General features: G+C 66.8%; 15 protein-coding genes. 7 read left to right on the top strand and 8 right to left on the bottom strand.

The window, feature by feature from the left end; genetic code table 11:
• Window positions 1–12 precede the first annotated feature (12 nt).
• The 3 genes from ASE35_RS10725 to sucC form a co-directional block, all read right to left on the bottom strand.
• Window positions 13–369 (bottom strand): endonuclease domain-containing protein, encoded by a 357-nt coding sequence (locus ASE35_RS10725; protein WP_057163822.1) that lies wholly within the window; start codon window positions 367–369, stop codon window positions 13–15.
• Window positions 370–848: 479 nt separating this feature from the next.
• On the bottom strand, window positions 849–1724 hold the full coding sequence (gene sucD, locus ASE35_RS10720) for a succinate--CoA ligase subunit alpha (RefSeq protein WP_056179245.1): 876 nt from the start codon (window positions 1722–1724) through the stop codon (window positions 849–851).
• Between the two features lie 12 nt (window positions 1725–1736).
• Window positions 1737–2903, bottom strand: a complete 1167-nt coding sequence (gene sucC / locus ASE35_RS10715) for an ADP-forming succinate--CoA ligase subunit beta (RefSeq protein ID WP_056179243.1) — start codon at window positions 2901–2903, stop codon at window positions 1737–1739.
• Window positions 2904–3164: 261 nt separating this feature from the next.
• Here sucC and ASE35_RS10710 point away from each other — a divergent pair, with 261 nt between their 5' ends.
• On the top strand, window positions 3165–4784 hold the full coding sequence (locus ASE35_RS10710; protein WP_057160532.1) for an ATP-binding protein: 1620 nt from the start codon (window positions 3165–3167) through the stop codon (window positions 4782–4784).
• A gap of 65 nt (window positions 4785–4849) precedes the next feature.
• Window positions 4850–6259 carry a sigma-54 dependent transcriptional regulator gene (locus tag ASE35_RS10705; RefSeq protein ID WP_056179236.1) on the top strand — a complete coding sequence of 470 codons (1410 nt, stop codon included), beginning with the start codon at window positions 4850–4852 and terminating at the stop codon, window positions 6257–6259.
• 46 nt (window positions 6260–6305) lie between these two features.
• Here the strand turns inward: ASE35_RS10705 and ASE35_RS10700 are convergent, their stop codons facing one another.
• From ASE35_RS10700 to ASE35_RS10680, 5 genes are read right to left on the bottom strand one after another with little or no spacing between them, the layout of a single operon-like run.
• A complete protein-coding gene (locus ASE35_RS10700; protein WP_056179234.1) occupies window positions 6306–7019 on the bottom strand; it encodes a methyltransferase domain-containing protein in 714 nt (237 codons plus the stop codon).
• Window positions 7007–7672 carry a class I SAM-dependent methyltransferase gene (locus tag ASE35_RS10695; protein ID WP_057163821.1) on the bottom strand — a complete coding sequence of 222 codons (666 nt, stop codon included), beginning with the start codon at window positions 7670–7672 and terminating at the stop codon, window positions 7007–7009. Before ASE35_RS10695 ends, ASE35_RS10700 begins: the two co-directional genes overlap by 13 nt.
• A 24-nt stretch (window positions 7673–7696) precedes the next feature.
• Window positions 7697–8713, bottom strand: a complete 1017-nt coding sequence (locus ASE35_RS10690) for a glycosyltransferase (protein WP_082611228.1) — start codon at window positions 8711–8713, stop codon at window positions 7697–7699.
• A complete protein-coding gene (locus ASE35_RS10685) occupies window positions 8713–9507 on the bottom strand; it encodes a glycosyltransferase family A protein (protein WP_057163820.1) in 795 nt (264 codons plus the stop codon). Before ASE35_RS10685 ends, ASE35_RS10690 begins: the two co-directional genes overlap by 1 nt.
• An 11-nt stretch (window positions 9508–9518) precedes the next feature.
• Entirely contained in the window at window positions 9519–9881 is a 363-nt protein-coding gene (locus ASE35_RS10680) for an EamA family transporter (RefSeq protein WP_157489411.1), read from the bottom strand.
• A gap of 477 nt (window positions 9882–10358) precedes the next feature.
• Here ASE35_RS10680 and ASE35_RS21995 point away from each other — a divergent pair, with 477 nt between their 5' ends.
• The 5 genes from ASE35_RS21995 (at window position 10359) to ASE35_RS10655 (ending at window position 16410) form a co-directional block, all read left to right on the top strand.
• Window positions 10359–10787 carry a pilin gene (locus ASE35_RS21995; RefSeq protein ID WP_057163819.1) on the top strand — a complete coding sequence of 143 codons (429 nt, stop codon included), beginning with the start codon at window positions 10359–10361 and terminating at the stop codon, window positions 10785–10787.
• Window positions 10788–11142: 355 nt separating this feature from the next.
• On the top strand, window positions 11143–11568 hold the full coding sequence (locus ASE35_RS21985; RefSeq protein ID WP_057163818.1) for a pilin: 426 nt from the start codon (window positions 11143–11145) through the stop codon (window positions 11566–11568).
• Window positions 11569–11703: 135 nt separating this feature from the next.
• A complete protein-coding gene (locus tag ASE35_RS10665) occupies window positions 11704–13614 on the top strand; it encodes a hypothetical protein (protein ID WP_235570048.1) in 1911 nt (636 codons plus the stop codon).
• Between the two features lie 227 nt (window positions 13615–13841).
• A complete protein-coding gene (locus ASE35_RS21975; protein ID WP_057163816.1) occupies window positions 13842–14273 on the top strand; it encodes a pilin in 432 nt (143 codons plus the stop codon).
• Between the two features lie 187 nt (window positions 14274–14460).
• Window positions 14461–16410 carry a hypothetical protein gene (locus ASE35_RS10655; protein WP_157489408.1) on the top strand — a complete coding sequence of 650 codons (1950 nt, stop codon included), beginning with the start codon at window positions 14461–14463 and terminating at the stop codon, window positions 16408–16410.
• The last annotated feature ends 152 nt before the right edge of the window (window positions 16411–16562 follow it).

The raw sequence follows: 16562 nt of genomic DNA, 5'->3' as shown, positions 1-16562 counted from the left end.
ATTGGCAGAAGGTCAGCTCAGGCTGACGGCGTCGCAGGCCACAGCGGCATGGATCTGCTCCAGCACCGCTTCGGTCCGCGCCAGGACGTCATTGTTCCAGAATCTGAGGACGCGGTAGCCGCGGGATGCGAGGAAACGGGTCCGGGCGCGGTCAGCACCCGAATCCGCGTGCTGACCGCCATCGGCTTCGACGATCAGGCCGCGCTCGATACAGGCGAAATCGGCGACGTACGGCCCGATCGGGTGCTGACGATGGAATTTGCAGCCCATCAGGGCGCGATTGCGCAGATGAAACCATAGGCGGCACTCGGCGTCGGTCATGCTTCGGCGCAAGCGGCGTGCGTCATTGCGTTTCTGGCCTGGGCGCATCCTTGCGCGGTTCTTGGTAGGGGATCTCAGCTTGCGATGGGCGGGGCTTCACGCGTGTAGGAAAAGCGGCCCTCACCCCAACCCCTCTCACGCAAGCGGGAGAGGGGCTAAGCCGCGGCCATGGGTAGGAATATGGGAAGTCGCTCTGATAGAGATCCGGGGCATCTGGAAATCCGGGCCATTACGCGGCTCCGCCCCATCGTGCCGGCCGCCCCAAAGCGACGCACCGAGCCCCTCTCACGCAAGCGGGAGCGGGGCCAAGCCGCGGCCATGGGTAGGAATATGGGAAGTCGCTCTGATAGACATCCGGAGCATCACGTGGCTCCGCCCCATCGGGCCGGCCGCCCAAAGCGACGCACCGAGCCCCTCTCCCGCTCGCGGGAGAGGGGTTGGGGTGAGGGCCGCCCAATCGCCAAGGCCCACAAACGCGAAAAGGCCGCCCGAAGGCGGCCTTTTCGACAACCACATCCAGCGCCGGCTTACTTCGCCAGACGCTTCGCGATCGCCGCGCCCAGGTCGCCGGGCGACTTGACCGTGGTGATGCCGGCCTTTTCCATCGCCGCGAACTTGCCGGCGGCGGTGCCCTGGCCGCCCGACGCGATCGCGCCGGCGTGGCCCATGCGCTTGCCGGCCGGAGCCGAGGCGCCGGCGATGAAGCCGACCACCGGCTTGGTCACGTGCTGGGCGATGTACTCGGACGCTTCTTCCTCGGCCGAGCCGCCGATTTCGCCGACCATGATGATGCCCTCGGTCTGCGGATCGTTCTGGAACAGCTTCAGCGCGTCGATGAAGTTGGTGCCGTTGATCGGGTCGCCGCCGATGCCGATGCAGGTCGACTGGCCGAGGCCGGCGTCGGTGGTCTGCTTGACGGCTTCATAGGTCAGCGTGCCCGAGCGCGACACGATGCCGATCTTGCCCGGCAGGTGGATGTGGCCCGGCATGATGCCGATCTTGCACTCGCCGGGCGTGATCACGCCGGGGCAGTTCGGACCGATCAGGACCGTGTCCGGGTAGCCGGCCAGGGTGTTCTTCACCCGCAGCATGTCCAGCACCGGAATGCCTTCGGTGATGCAGACGATGACCTTGATGCCGGCGTCGGCCGCTTCCAGGATCGCGTCGGCCGCGAACGGCGGCGGCACGTAGATCACCGACGCGTCGGCGCCGGTCTGGGCGACCGCGTCGCGCACGGTGTTGAAGACCGGCAGGCCCAGGTGCTGGGTGCCGCCCTTGCCCGGGGTCACGCCGCCGACGACCTGGGTGCCGTAGTCGAGCATCTGCTCGGCGTGGAAGCTGCCCTGCGTGCCGGTGAAGCCCTGGACGATGACCTTGGTGTTCTTGTTGATCAAAACGGACATGTCAGTGGCCCCTTACTTGCCGGCGACGGCGGCAACCGCCTTCTTAGCGCCATCGTTGATATCGTCCGCCGGGGTAATGGCCAGACCCGAGTTCTTCAGCAGTTCCTTGCCGGCTTCGACGTTGGTGCCCTCGAGGCGCACGATCACCGGCACCTTGACGTCGACTTCCTTGACCGCGGCGATGATGCCGTCGGCGATCATGTCGCAGCGGACGATGCCGCCGAAGATGTTGACGAAGATCGCCTTGACCTTGTCCGAGCTCAGGATGAGCTTGAAGGCCTCGGTCACGCGTTCCTTGGTGGCGCCGCCGCCGACGTCGAGGAAGTTGGCCGGCGAACCGCCGTTGAGCGCGATCACGTCCATAGTCGCCATCGCCAGGCCGGCGCCGTTGACCATGCAGCCGATGTTGCCGTCCATGGTGACGTAGTTGAGGTCGTGCTGGCTGGCCAGCACCTCGGTCTCGTCTTCCTGGCGGATGTCGCGCATCGCGGCCAGGTCCTTGTGACGGAACGTGGCGTTGTCGTCGCTGTTGACCTTGCCGTCGAGCACGGCGAGGTCGCCGTTGGTGAGGATGGCCAGCGGGTTCAGTTCGACCAGCGCCAGGTCCTTCTCGTTGAACAGGCGGTACAGGCCCTGCATGATCTTGGTCAGCTGGCCGACCTGCTTGGCGTTCAGGCCCAGGTCGAAGCCGAGATCGCGGCACTGGTAGGCCTGCAGGCCCTGGATGTAGTTCACGTGCAGGGTCTTGATCAGGTCCGGCGTCTCGGCCGCGACCTTCTCGATCTCGACGCCGCCTTCGGCGGAGGCGATGAAGGTGATCGACTTGGTGGAGCGGTCGACCAACACCGACAGGTACAGCTCCTTGGCGATGTCGGTGCCTTCGGAGATCAGCACCGTGTCGATCGGCAGGGCGACGCCGGCGGACTGGTAGGTCTCCATGCGGGTGCCGAGCATGGCGGTGGCGTACTGCTTCACTTCGTCGTAGCTCTTGGCCAGCTTGACGCCGCCGGCCTTGCCGCGGCCACCGGCGTGGATCTGGGCCTTGACCACCCAGAGGTCGCCAGGAATGGCCTTGGCGGCCGCAACGGCCTCATCCGGCGTGCGCGCGACGCGCCCGGCGGGCACCGCGATGCCATAGTCGGCAAACAGCTGCTTTGCCTGATATTCGTGAAAATTCATGCGTCACCGAGGGGAGTGAAAGACGTCCCGCGCGAATAGCGGACCGCTGGGCGGGCCAGCGCGAGGGGGCCGCATTGTCGCCGATCGCGGCGGAGCGAGCAAAACCGGGCCCGGACCCGGCCGGCCCCGCCAGACCCGGCAAAGCCCGCCGGGGCGGCCCGCGACCGCCCCGGGAGGGCTGGCGCGCGGGGCCCGGCGCATGGGCGATCCGGGCGCTTTCGCGCATACTCGGCGCCATTCCGTCCGGACAGGGTCAGCCGCTTGCCGTCAGGTCTCGCCCCCGTCGCCGCCTCCGACGCCGACCATGCGCTGCGCCGCGAGCTGTACTTCTTCACCCTGTATCGGCTGCTGGAGGCCGCCCTGCTGGCGCTGCTGGTGTTCGGGCCGGCCCAGGTCCTGATCCGCGCCCCCAGCCTGCCCCTGCTCGCGCGCGCCGTGGTCCTGGGCTACATGCTGGCGGCGATGCTGCTGTTCGTGTCCGGGCGCCGCGGCAACCTGCACACCCAGGCCCTGATCGGCATCACCGTCGACCTGCTGGCCGGCATCCTGGCCCTGCACGCCCTGCCCGCCGCCGGCACCGGCATCGCCCTGATGCTGGTGTTCAACGTCGGCGCCGCGGCCCTGCTGCTGCGCATGCGCTACGGCCTGAGCATGGCGGTGATCGCGGTGGCGCTGCTGCTGGGCGAGTACGCATTCAGCGAGCTGATCGGCAACGGCAGCGAGCGCGTGGTCGGCGAGCCGGTCATGTTCGCCCTGGGCTTCATGGCCATCGCCACCCTGACCAGCCTGCTCGGGCGCGAGATGCGCGCCAGCTCGGCCCTGGCCGAGCGCCGCGGCGCCGAGGCCGCCAATTACGCCGAGGTCAACGAACTCATCATCCGGCGCATGCGTACCGGCGTGCTGCTGGTCGACGGCGAGGGACGCCTGCGCCTAGCCAACGAGGCCGCGATGCTGCTGCTGGGCGAACCCGGCGAGCATTCCGACCACAGCCACCGCAACCTGGCGATCGCCTCGCCCGAGCTTGCGCGCCGGCTGGGGCGCTGGCGCGCCGACGCGGTCCCGGACGAGACCCCGCTGCAGATGGCGCCGGACCAGCCCGAGGTGGTGCCGCGCTTCACCCGGCTGCTCGCCGGCAGCGACCAGACCCTGATCTTCCTGGACGACACCTCGCTGGTCTCGCGCCGCGCCGAATCGATCACCCTGGCCGCGCTGGGCCGGTTCTCGGCCAGCCTGGCCCACGAGATCCGCAACCCACTGGCCGCGATCAGTTACGCCGTGCAGTTGCTGGAGGAGTCGCGCGACATCGCCGTGGCCGACCGCCGCCTGCTCGAGATCGTGCGCCAGCAGGGCACGCGCATGAACGGCATCGTCGAGAACGTGCTGGGCATGGCGCGGCGCGAACCGGCCAAGCCCGAGCATGTCGACCTGGTCGCGTTCAATCGCCAGTTCGTCGACGAGTACAACACCAGCCACCCGATCGAACTGGACAGCCTGCGCGCGACCTCGGCGCAGCCGCGCATCCCGGCGCTGGTCGATCCGCGCCAGCTGCATCAGGCCCTGACCGTGCTGGTGCACAACGCCCTGACCTACGGCCGCATGCCGGGCGAACCGGCGCGCGTCACCGTGCACGCCTACCTGGACGCGAGCGCGGCGCCGGTGATCGACGTGCTGGATCGCGGCCCGGGCATTCCCGAATCGGTGGCCTCGCGGCTGTTCCGGCCGTTCTTCACCACCTCCAGCCACGGCACCGGACTGGGCCTGTACATCGCCCGCGAGCTGGTGCGGGCGAACCAGGCCTCGCTCGACTATGTACCCATGCCGGGCGGCGGCGGCTGCTTCCGTATCCATCTCTCCGGCACCAACGCGATGTTGCCGGCGTGACCTGGAGCACGCTCCCGGCTTGGCCGTGACGCACCCTTAAGCTATCGTGTCGGGCGGAGGATGCAATGGCTGAAACTCGTAGTGCACTGGTGATCGACGACGAGCGCGATATTCGCGAGCTGTTGGTCATGACTTTGGGCCGCATGGGCCTGCGTTGCGACACCGCCTCCAGCGTTTCGGAGGCGCGCAGCCAGCTGGCCCGCAATCGCTACGATCTTTGCCTGACCGACATGCGCCTGCCCGACGGCTCCGGTCTGGAACTGATCGCCGAGATCAGCCAGAAGCATCCGGACACCCCGGTGGCGATGATCACCGCCTTCGGCAACGTCGAAGCGGCGGTGGAAGCGCTCAAGGCCGGGGCTTTCGACTTCGTCGCCAAGCCGGTCGAACTGACCGTGCTGCGCGATCTGGTCCGGCACGCGCTGGAACTGAACGAGAGCCGCCGCAGCACCGCCGACACCGTCGCCTCGCGCCTATACGGCGAATCGCCGGCCATGGCCAAGCTGCGCCAGACCATCGGCAAGGTCGCGCGCAGCCAGGCCCCGGTCTACATCGCCGGCGAGTCCGGCGTGGGCAAGGAGCTGGTCGCGCGCACCATCCACGCCGAAGGCGGCCGCGCCGGCGGTCCGTTCGTACCGGTCAACTGCGGCGCGATCCCGGCCGAGCTGATGGAAAGCGAATTCTTCGGCCACAAGAAGGGCAGCTTCACCGGCGCCCACGCCGACAAGCCCGGCCTGTTCCAGGCCGCCGACGGCGGTACCCTGTTCCTCGACGAAGTCGCCGAACTGCCGCTGCCGATGCAGGTCAAGCTGCTGCGCGCGATCCAGGAAAAGTCGATCCGTCCGGTCGGCGCCCAGGCCGAGGTCGTGGTCGACGTGCGCATCCTCTCGGCCACCCACAAGGACCTGGCCGCGCTGGTCGCCGACGGTCGCTTCCGCCAGGACTTGTACTACCGCATCAACGTGATCGAACTGCGCGTGCCGCCGCTGCGCGAACGCCTGGACGATCTGCCCGGCCTGGCCAGCAAGGTGCTCGAACGCCTCGCCAGCGCCCAAGGCCGCCCGATTCCGCGCCTGGGCGACGACGCCCTGGAAGCGCTGCGCGCCTATGCCTTCCCCGGCAACGTGCGCGAACTGGAGAACATCCTCGAGCGCGCCCTGGCCCTGGCCGAAGGCGAGCTGCTCAACGCCGCCGACCTGCGCCTGCCGCGCCTGTCGACCCAGGCGCCGGCGCCCGTGGCGGGCGCTCCCGCGGCAACCTCCGCGCCCGCTCCCGCGGCCGGCGTCGACCCGCGCACGCTGAACCCCCGCGACACCTCGACCAGCGCCCTGCCCTCGTACATCGAGGAAATCGAACGCGCCGCGATCCAGCAGGCGCTGCAGGAAAACCGCTACAACAAGACCCGCACCGCCGCCGCGCTGGGCATCACCTTCCGCGCGCTGCGTTACAAGCTCAAGAAGCTCGGGATCGACTGAGGAGTTCGGCCGCCCGCCACGCTGACGGCCGGACCAGCCAGACCCATCAGATCCGCGCCACGCCGACCCAACCGGCGCTGAGCACCGGCGTGACCCACTCCAGCGCATTGATCGTGGCCTGGAAGCCCTTGACCGCAACCCGGGTCGCGCCGCCGCTACGCTCGATCATCTCGTCGAAGCGCGCACCATAGGGCTGCAGCGACAACAACTCGACGCCGGCGCGGTCGAACAGGGTCCGCAGCGTCTTGTAGGAATAGATTTGCAGATGGTCCTGATGGGTCGACTCGCGCCCCATCAGCCCGATCGCGATGTTGTGCCAGCTGCAGGCATTCGGCGTGGAAAATACGAAGTCGACGCCGGCCAGCTCCGGACTGGCCTTAAGGCTGCGCAGGAACGCCAGCGTGTCGGGCAGATGCTCGATCAGTTCGCCGGCGACGATCACGTCGGGCCGGCCATAGAGTGCGACCGACGACGACAGCGCGAAAATGTCCGCATTGACGATGCGTCCGTTCGGGCGCGTCTGCAGCCCTTCGGGAGGCACCAACGCAGAGTTGTCTATGCCCACCACCTCGTGCGCGACGGAGCACAGGCGAGCGTGCAGCCAGCGGCCGTTGTCCTGTTTGGCGGCGTAGGCCGTCTCGTCCAGGGCGCCCAGATCGAAAACCCGTTTGCCGCGCGCATGCGCCTCGATCTGGGCGACGCGATCGCGCGGCCGCGGCACCTTCACGGCCTCCAGGGCGGTATAGCTCAACGGCTGCATGGCGTGTCGCCTTGGGGTACGCACACGCGCACCAGATAGTTGGGGCGGTCTATCGTCAACAGACCCAGCTCGGCCGGCGCGCTGTCGGGCAACAGACGCCGCGCCATCTCCGCCACCTGCGCCGATCCGATCAGCATCACGCCGCGATCGCCGCTGATGTATTTGTCGGCCAGGAAACCCAGCGTCGCCCGGTAATGGCCAGGCTCGACGTCCTTGATAAGCAACGGCGCGCCCGGCCGCAGCGCATCGCTGACGGCGCGTAGGAAATCCTCGCGCTGCTCCGGGGCGACATGGTGCATGACGTCGACCACGATCGCCGCATCGTACTTGCCCGGCAGGGACAGCAAATGATCCTGGATGGTGGTCGAGGGCACCAAGGCAACGCGCGCCTGGAACTGCGGGCGCAGGAACCGGCCCACGCTGCCGGCCACATCGACCATGGTCACGCGCAGGTCCGGACGCAGCGCGAACAATCGGTTCAGCAGCTCGCCATCGCCACCGCCGATGTCCAGCACGCTGGCGTCGGCCGGCAGCGCCTCGGCCAACTTCGCGGCCACCCGGTCCAAGTCCACGAATATCGCGCGATAGGCATTGGCTGCCGCACGTTCCAGCGACGCGGGCATGCATGCCCGCAGCAGCGGACCGATCCTCATGACGCCCCCGCGATCGATGTGGGCTTATTCATCGCGCAACAGCGGATGCACGGCACGCCGCGGCACTGCGGAAATGTCGTAGGCCAGGAACCCAAGCAATAATTGAATTCCGACGATGATCTGCAAGGCCGCCAGCATCACACTACCGGCACTGGTGGGCACCCCACTGCGGAACGACTCGATCCAGAACCCCAGACCCATCGCGCCACCGACCGCCATGAACAGCAGGCCGAACGCCAGCTCGATCGACGCCAGCGACAGGTCGCGCAGGAAGTAGTTGTAGAACACCCGCTTGCAGGTGTTGCGCACATGCTTGAACAGGAAGTCGAACAGGATCTTGGAGATGCGCAGATTGCTGGTCTCGGCGCCGTAGCGCGCGTCCATCGGCACGTCCACCACCACCGCGCGGATGATGTTGAGCCGGAACAGCATGTCGGTCTCGAAGAAATAGCGCCGGCTGATCTTCTTCAGCGGCAGCTTGGCCACCACCTTGGCGTGGATCGCGGTGTAGCCGTTGGTCGGGTCGAACACGTCCCAGTAGCCGGACGAAATCTTGGTCATGAACGACAGCATGGCGTTGCCGAAGATGCGCAGCTTGGGCATGCGGCCGATCTGGGCCAGGTCGTAGAAGCGGTTGCCCTTGGTGTAGTCGGCGTCGCCGCGCAGGATCGGCCCGACCAACTGCGGCAGCGCCGCACCGGCCATCTGACCGTCGCCGTCCATCTTGACCACCACATCGGCGCCGTCGGCCACCGCGCTGCGGTAGCCGGCCATCACCGCGCCGCCCACGCCCAGGTTGACCTCGTTGAACAGCACGCGCACGCGCGGATCGCGGCATTCGCTTTCGACGTAGCGGCCGGATTGCTCCGGGCAGGCGTCGTCGACCACGTAGATGCGCCACACCGCCGCTGGCACGTCCTCGATCACGCCCAGAATATGCTCGCGCACGCGATGGCAGGGCACGACCACGGCGATACGCGGCGCGTCGGTCGCGGGATCCAGCCCGGGCAAAGCAGCGATCGGTTCGGCGAGCTGACTCATCAGGCGGCGCTTTCGTAGGACAGGCGATAGGCGCGCGCGAGCAGGCGTGCGATCGGTCGCGGCCACAGGGAATCGAACATCATCTGGTCCTCCGCCGCACGCACCCCATCGCGCACGCCCGCGCTGGTTTCGCTGCCGGGGTGGATGCGATGCAGCATCAATTGCTCGCGAATGTACACGAACGCGCCCGGCTCCCGCGCGCGCCGAACCCAGGCGTCCCAATCCAGATTGACGCGCAGGTCCTCGCGGAAGCGCGGCGGTACCGGCCCGCGCGCCAGGGTCACCGACGGGCACGGGATCGGGCAGCCGAAGCGCAGCGCGCGCAGCTTGGCGCCCGGTCGCGCGATCGCGCCGCGCCCCAGAAACGCCAGCTCCAGCAGCAGGCGCTTGATCCGCAGCATCGCGGTGGCGCCGCGCACGGCCTCGCTATCGCCCAGCAGTTCGGCGTAACCGGTGAACAGCAAGGCCGCGTCCGGATGCGCGGCGGCGGCATCCAAGGTGCGGCGGGTGAACTCGGGCAGGTAGAGATCGTCCTGGTGCGCGATCGTGACCCAGGGCGTGTCGGCCTGGGCCAGGGCCTGGTTCCAGTCGCGGCCGATGCCGGCGTTCGGGGCGTGCACCGCGAGCGTGGCGCCGTACTCGCGCGCCAGTTCGGCCAGCCCCTCGTAGGGCGTCGAAGTCGCCACATGCAGACGCGAAGGCAGGCTCTGCGCGCGCAGCGAGTCCAGGCACGCGCGCAGATGCGGCGAGCGCCCATAGGCGGGAACGACGAAGGAATGCAGCGATTCGGGCACGCGCGCGACGCTCAGGAGCCCTGCCCCACCGATGCCAGCAGCAAAACCCCGGACGACACCAGCGCGACGCCGACCCATTGCGCCGGCGTGAGCCGCTCGCCATAGACCAGCCAGCTCGCGGTCGCCATCAGTATGTACATGGTCGCGCCGGAGATCGCGAACGCCATGCCGAGCTTGACCCGGCTCACGACGATCACCCAGATGGTGAAGCCCAGCCCCTGGATCGCGATCGCGGCCAGTACGCCCGGCGACAGCATGGCCGACATCAACCAGTCGAACCCCTTCAGGTCGGGGCTGCGCACGGCCAGTTGCAGCAACGCGCGCTTGATCAGCAACTGGCTGCCGATGGTCGAGCAGCTCACGAACAGGATCATGAAAATTTCGCGGATCACTCAGCCCCCAAGGCGTACAGGCAACGATTCAGCACCTGCGCGCGCGCAGGTTCCACGGCAAAGGCGGCGACGGACGCCGGGGCTATGCAGCCTATCTAGTATGCAAGCTCGCCTCAGGCCTGCCACACGGCGACCGTCGAGCTGCGACCTGGATCACCGCACGGGCAGGCCGTCGCCGTTCGCCGACAGCGCGTCGCACGGAATCCGGCCCGGGGCCAGTCACGGATGTGACGCTCATGGTCACCATCGCCTCCCCGACTGACAAAAAAGGGCAGCTCGCCCGCCCCTTTCGGAGACTCTAAATGTGACGATATTTTCTTTTTAGAGATTTTAATGTCCCAAACAGGCTGGCACGAGTTGTGCGTGATACCTAGGGCACGCGCTACTCGTGCGGCCGGCGACGGATCGCCAGGCCGAGCGAGCCGGCACGTGACTCACACCACCCCTAGGAAAAAAGTCATGAAAAACAACCAGCAAGGCTTCACCCTGATCGAACTGATGATCGTGATCGCGATCCTCGGCATCCTGATCGCCATCGCTCTGCCGGCCTACCAGGACTACTCGATCCGCACCAAGAACGCCGAGTGCCTGAACGTCTCTGCGGCTGCCAAGCTGGCCGTGTCCGAAACCGCCCAGGACCGCGGCTCGCTGTCCCTGGTCAGCTCCACCAACACCGGTTACACCTTCGAGTCCAGCGACTACTGCGCCTCGGTGACGGTCGCCAATGGCGGCACGATCACCGCGACCACCAAGAGCACAGGCGCCAACGTGCAGGCCATCTTCTCGCTGATCCCGACTGGCGCACTGGGCCGCATCGACTGGGAATGCAAGAACACCGCTGCCAACGTTCCGCCGTCGCAGCTGCCGGCCGAGTGCCGCCCGAAGTAACCCCCGCACTACCCGATGATCCCAAGCCCCGGTTCGCCGGGGCTTTTTTTTGCTTCAGAAAACCTGAACCCTGATTAGGACAAGAAATGTCCATAAATCACATATTCGCCCCCAACAGAGCAATCATCCTCAATGTGACTTCTTCATGCCTGCCGTCGTTCACCAATTAACTGCGACTGCGCTCTCATTCGACGTACCGGCACCAACAAGGCAGTCTTTTCGAGACTTAAGTTGGCCTTGTTGGCATGGGTTGTGCGTAAGCTTTCCGTGCACGTGCAGTTACGCACGGCAAGCCGACGGACCGCCAAGCCGGGCCAGCAGGCACGTGAAGTTCACCACTCCTAGGGGAAACACAATGAAGAACAACCAGCAAGGCTTCACCCTGATCGAACTGATGATCGTGATCGCGATCCTCGGCATCCTGATCGCCATCGCGCTCCCGGCCTACCAGGACTACTCGATCCGCACCAAGAACGCTGAGTGCCTGAACGTCGCCGCGGCCGCCAAGCTGGCCGTGTCCGAAACCGCTCAGGACCGCGGCTCGCTGGCCCTGGTCAGCAGCACCAACACCGGCTACACCTTCTCGCAGAGCGATTACTGCGCCACGGTCGTCGTCGCCAACGGCGGCACGATCACCGCGACCACCCGCAGCACCGGTGCTGACGTCCAGGCCGTGTTCTCGCTGGCTCCGACCGCTGCCGCTGGCCGTATCGACTGGCGCTGCACGAACACCGCTGCCAACGTTCCGCCGTCGCAGCTGCCGGCCGAGTGCCGTCCGTAAGCACGACTTAGGCAACGCGTAAGACCCGAGCCCCGGCCACAAGCCGGGGCTTTTTTTTGTGCCATCGTCGCAAGCGCCTATCGCATGGGCAGGCTTGGCCGCTCATACTCTTTCGTTTGGCATCCAGGTCCCGACATGCAGGCACGACTGCTGTTAGCCGCATCCATGCTGATCGCGCTGGTCGTCTATTGGCCCGGATTGAATGGACCGTTCGTACACGACGATATTTCCTCCTTCGCCGCCCTGCAAAGTTGGCTGCACGGAAAAGCCAATTGGCAGGAAGTGCTGCCTGGAAATGCGTCGTGGTTGTACGCCCGGCCAGTGTCCATGGCCAGCTTCATGCTCACCGCGGCGCTGGGCGGCGGCACGCCTTTCTCCTACAAATTCGGCAACCTCGTCGCTCATCTGCTGTGCGGCTTGCTCGCCTGGCAGGTCCTGCGGCGGCTGCTGGCGCGCGATCCTCGCCTGACCGCGCGCGCGGACCTGATCGCCGCAATCCTGACCACCCTATGGCTGCTGCATCCGCTGCATGCCAGCACCGTGCTGTACGCGGTTCAGCGCATGGCGCAGCTCGCCGCGTTGTTTGCACTGGCTTCGCTGTGGTGCTATCTCGCCGCCCGTCAACGCCTGGATGAAGGCCGCACCCGGGCCGCCCTGCCATTGTTGTTTCTGCTCGCGCCGCTGCTGTTCGCGGCCGCAGTGCTGAGTAAACAGAATGGCGTCGTGGCCCCGGCGCTGTGCCTCGCGCTGGAACTGGCTTATTTCCGTGGCCCGCGCCCCAAGCCCTTGCTCGCGTTCTTCGGTGTGTTCCTGGCCCTGCCCGCAGTCGGCGTCGCCACCTTGCTGGCTTTTACTCCGCAGCGCCTGCTAGGCGGCTACGGCGAATGGGACTTCAGCCTCGGAGAGCGGCTGCTGACCCAGGCCCGCGCGCTGGTCGACTACCTGGGCACGCTGCTGTTGCCCTATGCGCCACGCATGGGTTTGTACACCGACGATTTCGCCACCTCCACCGGCCTGCTTTCGCCGCCCAGCACTCTGCTGTGCCTGCTGTTGCTAGCCGGCATAACGTTGGCTGCGATCCTATTGCGACGACGCGCGCCCAGCCTGTTCGCAGGCTGGATGTTCTTCCTGATCGCCCACGCCGTCGAATCCAGCTTTCTGCCGCTGGAGATGTACTACGAGCACCGCAACTACCTGCCGTCCATCGGCCTGCTGCTGGCCGTAGCCGGCCTGGCCGCGCTCGTCCCCGCAGCCACGACGGAAGGTGAGCGGCCGAACCGACTGGTCCTGGCGGCGACGCTGGGCCTGGCCGCGGTGCTGGCGTTCGCCACGCTCGGCCGCGCCCTGGTCTGGCGCCATTTCGATACCATCGTCGAGCAGGCGTTGCGCTTCCATCCCAATTCGATGCGCGCGCATCTCGACCTGTCGACCTTGGCCTTGTTCGGTCGCCGCTACGATGAAAGCGAACGCATACTCAATGACTTGGCCGCCAGCACCACACCCCGCGACCGACTGCTGGCCAATATCAACCTGATCACCACGCAATGCCTGCGCAATGACAGCGCCGACCCCGACCTGCTGAAGCGCATCGAGAAGGACGCGCAGCCGGAGCTGACCATCTTCGAATCGCAGTCGTTACTGCAAATGACCAACATCGCCGGTAAGGGCTGCGGCGAGATCTCTCTGCTGGACATGGCCGGGACCACCGAGACGCTTATCGCCGCCGCCCATGCGCAATCCGACTCGGTCCGATCGAAATGGGTGACTCGCGCGATCGCCGCCCAACTCTATGCGCGCGCCGACCGCTGGTCGCAGGCGCAAACGCAGGCCGAATTGGCATGGCAGCCGGGCGCGGATTTGGCCATCGGCGAGATGCTGGCGCGAATCTATATCCATAACGGGCGCCTGAGTGATGCCGAGCGCACCTATGCTCAATTGAAGCAGCGCACGAAGGCCTACGATGGCCCGGGGCAGCACAACCTGCGCGAGCTCCGGAAATCCCTGGATCAGGGCGGCCCCCGTCCCCCCTCCTCCCAGGCCCCCTGACGCGCTTGCCTGGAGGGTAAGAGCGTAATGGCCGAACTGCGTCATATCACGACGTAGAAGGCTGATCGGCGAGATCGCGATCGACCTCAGGGCCTGGCGTTCATGACGGCCGTCACATCCCAGGCTTGGCACGTTCTTTGCAGCATTCTCCTATAGGGGGGATCAGCGCCCGACCGGGAGCATCGTGCTCAGGCCGGCCGATCCGAACGCTACTATCGGAGAGGGCCATGAATAAGCGTCATACCGGGGGTTTTACCCTGATCGAACTGATGATCGTGATCGCGATCCTCGGCATCCTGATCGCCATCGCATTGCCCGCCTATCAGGACTACTCGATCCGCACCAAGAATGCCGAGTGCTTGCAGGTTGCCGCCAGCGCCAAGTTGGCCGTGGGCGAAACCGCTCATTCCGCCATCGGACTGACCAATGTGACCTCCAGCAACGTGGGTTACACCTTCGCCGGTAGCGACTACTGCGCCTCGGTGACGATCGCCAACGGCGGCACGGTCACCGCGACGACCCGCAGCACCGGCGCCGACGTTCCGGCCGTGTTCTCGCTGGTTCCGAATGCCGCACAAGGCCGCATCGACTGGACCTGCAGCAACACTGCAGCGAATGTTCCGCCGTCGCAGCTGCCTGCCGAGTGCCGCAACCCCTGATTTCGGGGACGTGACGGGATCGACGAAAGCGGCCACTTACCATGTGGCCGTTTTCTTGTAGGCCTGTCTCGTGCTGGACACGATCCGCGCCGATGACGCAGGATTCCGGCACTCCGGGGCGCGTCACGCTCCGCCCCTCGCCGCCGTGCACCCGACCGGGAATCGGCCCCAGCGGTAGCGCCATCCCATGCAATCCCCGACCTCTCCTCGCTCCTGGCGAGCAGCCTTACTCGCTGACGGCGCGCACCTGCGCCTGGCAAGCATCGGACTCGCACTGCTGGCGCTAGCCACTCTGGCGATCTACTGGCCGGGCCTGAACGGGCCTTTCCTGCTCGACGACGGTGTCACTTTCCCCCCGATCCAACGCTGGCTGGCAGGGCAAGCCAGCCTCGCCGAAGCCGTGCTCGGCCGGGGCTCGCAACTCACGGCGCGACCGGTCGCCATGGCGAGTTTCGCGCTTAGCGCAATGCTGGGCGGCGATACGCCGTTCTCTTTCAAGCTCGGCAATCTGATCCTGCATGTGCTGTGCGGCCTCTTGGTCTGGCAGTTGGTCCGTCGCCTGCTGGAACTCGACCCGCGACTGGCGGCACGCGCGCCGTTCCTGGCGACGATCGCGAGCGGCCTATGGCTCCTGCATCCCATCCAGGTCAGCACCGTCCTGTACTCGGTACAACGCATGGCGCAGCTCAGCACCGCACTGGTCCTCGCCGCGGTGCTGCTCTATCTGCTGGCGCGACGCGAACTCGCCGAAGGCCGCGTGCGATCGGCGCTATTCAAACTGTTCGTGACCTTCCCGCTGCTGGTGGTGCTCGGCCTGCTGAGCAAGCAGAACGCAGCGGTGGCGCCTCTGATCTGCCTGGCCATCGAGTTGAGTTACTTCGGCCTCGCAGGAAAGGGACCGGTGCGCGCATTCTTCGCCGCCTTCGTGCTCCTGCCCGGGACGGCGGTGTTGGCCTCGCTGTTGCTCGCACCGGACTGGCTGCTGGGCGGCTATGCGGAATGGGACTTCAGCCCGATGCAGCGCCTGCTCAGCGAAGCGCGCGCCCTGACCTCGTATCTGGGCTTGATCCTGTGGCCGCGCGGCCCCGGCATGGGGGTCTACACCGACGATTTCGCGCTCTCGACCGGGCTGTTTTCGCCGCCCGCCACCGCGCTATCGGTCCTGGCACTGCTGGCGGCCAGCGCGGGCGCCGCGTACTGGCGGAAAGCCGCCCCCAGCCTGTGCGCGGGATGGTTCGCGTTCCTGGCCGCGCATGCGGTCGAGTCGAGCCTGCTGCCGGTTGAGCTTTACTACGAGCACCGCAACTACCTGCCGCTGACCGGATTGGTCCTGGCGGCGGTGGGCGCGACCGCATTGCTGCCCGCCGGAGCGACCACGCGCAAGACCTACCCGATGCGACTCGCGGGCGCGGCGCTGGTGGTTATCGTCGCACTGGCGACGGTCACCGCCGGCCGGGTTTCGGTCTGGCGCAGCCTGGACAGCATTTCCGCCGAAGGTCTGCGCGAACATCCGCATTCGTTGCGCGCCATCTACGATCGCGGCAACGTGCTTTTGGCGCGCGGGGACATACAGGGCAATCTCGCGCTGATGGTGTCCTTGGCTGCCAGCGAAGACCCTCGGCATCGACTGCTGGGCCGCTTGCACGTGATACGCGCGCGCTGCGATGCGGGCCTTCCGGTCGTGCGCGCGGACTATGCCGGGATCGCCCCTCTACTGCTGCCGAAACTGACCATCTTCGAGCTACAGGCGATGCGCTCGCTGGCAGTCACGCAGCAACGTCGCGGCTGCGCCATCGCCGCGCACGAACTCGGAGATCTGATCGCGCAAGCGGCCGAGACCGCCGGCGCCCAGCCGGAATCGGCGCGGCCGAAGTGGTTGGTCCGCCTACTCGCCGCGGAGACCTACGCGCGCGCCGGCAACCTTGCCGCCGCCGAAACCCAGGCACGCATCGGCTGGAGCGCCAGCGGCGATCTGCCCACCGGCGTACTGCTGGCGAAGATTCTGGCTGCGCGCGGCGCGCGCGAGGATGCGGCGCGGATTTGGCTGGAACTGGACTCCCGCATCAAGCCCTACGACAGCCTAGGTCGGTCCGAACTCGCCCAGATTCGCGCCATGTTGACCGCGCCAGCGCCGTAACGCCGCTTCTCGCCAGCGCCCGTGCCGAGTCGATCGGTGGGCAATCGACATGGGATCACGATCCGCTTACGCATGGCCGCCTCCACGCTAAAGTCGCCCTGCGCGGGCCCTCATGATCGTCGCAACGTCCGTAATCCCAGGCTTCTTCTGCA

Origin of the sequence: Lysobacter sp. Root916 (assembly GCF_001429785.1) — a bacterium.
Taxonomy (GTDB): domain Bacteria; phylum Pseudomonadota; class Gammaproteobacteria; order Xanthomonadales; family Xanthomonadaceae; genus Lysobacter.
The sequence above is the reverse complement of the archived record's forward strand: the minus strand, read 5'-3'. Positions and strand labels throughout refer to the sequence as shown.

What these genes read in the sequence shown, in the direction of transcription:
- ASE35_RS10725 (WP_057163822.1), bottom strand. Translation starts at nt 369, where the DNA reads ATGCGCCCAGGCCAGAAACGCAATGACGCACGCCGCTTGCGCCGAAGC.
- sucD (WP_056179245.1), bottom strand. Translation starts at nt 1,724, where the DNA reads ATGTCCGTTTTGATCAACAAGAACACCAAGGTCATCGTCCAGGGCTTC.
- sucC (WP_056179243.1), bottom strand. Translation starts at nt 2,903, where the DNA reads ATGAATTTTCACGAATATCAGGCAAAGCAGCTGTTTGCCGACTATGGC.
- ASE35_RS10705 (WP_056179236.1), top strand. Translation starts at nt 4,850, where the DNA reads ATGGCTGAAACTCGTAGTGCACTGGTGATCGACGACGAGCGCGATATT.
- ASE35_RS10700 (WP_056179234.1), bottom strand. Translation starts at nt 7,019, where the DNA reads ATGCAGCCGTTGAGCTATACCGCCCTGGAGGCCGTGAAGGTGCCGCGG.
- ASE35_RS10695 (WP_057163821.1), bottom strand. Translation starts at nt 7,672, where the DNA reads ATGAGGATCGGTCCGCTGCTGCGGGCATGCATGCCCGCGTCGCTGGAA.
- ASE35_RS10690 (WP_082611228.1), bottom strand. Translation starts at nt 8,713, where the DNA reads ATGAGTCAGCTCGCCGAACCGATCGCTGCTTTGCCCGGGCTGGATCCC.
- ASE35_RS10680 (WP_157489411.1), bottom strand. Translation starts at nt 9,881, where the DNA reads ATGATCCTGTTCGTGAGCTGCTCGACCATCGGCAGCCAGTTGCTGATC.
- ASE35_RS21995 (WP_057163819.1), top strand. Translation starts at nt 10,359, where the DNA reads ATGAAAAACAACCAGCAAGGCTTCACCCTGATCGAACTGATGATCGTG.
- ASE35_RS21985 (WP_057163818.1), top strand. Translation starts at nt 11,143, where the DNA reads ATGAAGAACAACCAGCAAGGCTTCACCCTGATCGAACTGATGATCGTG.
- ASE35_RS10665 (WP_235570048.1), top strand. Translation starts at nt 11,704, where the DNA reads ATGCAGGCACGACTGCTGTTAGCCGCATCCATGCTGATCGCGCTGGTC.
- ASE35_RS21975 (WP_057163816.1), top strand. Translation starts at nt 13,842, where the DNA reads ATGAATAAGCGTCATACCGGGGGTTTTACCCTGATCGAACTGATGATC.
- ASE35_RS10655 (WP_157489408.1), top strand. Translation starts at nt 14,461, where the DNA reads ATGCAATCCCCGACCTCTCCTCGCTCCTGGCGAGCAGCCTTACTCGCT.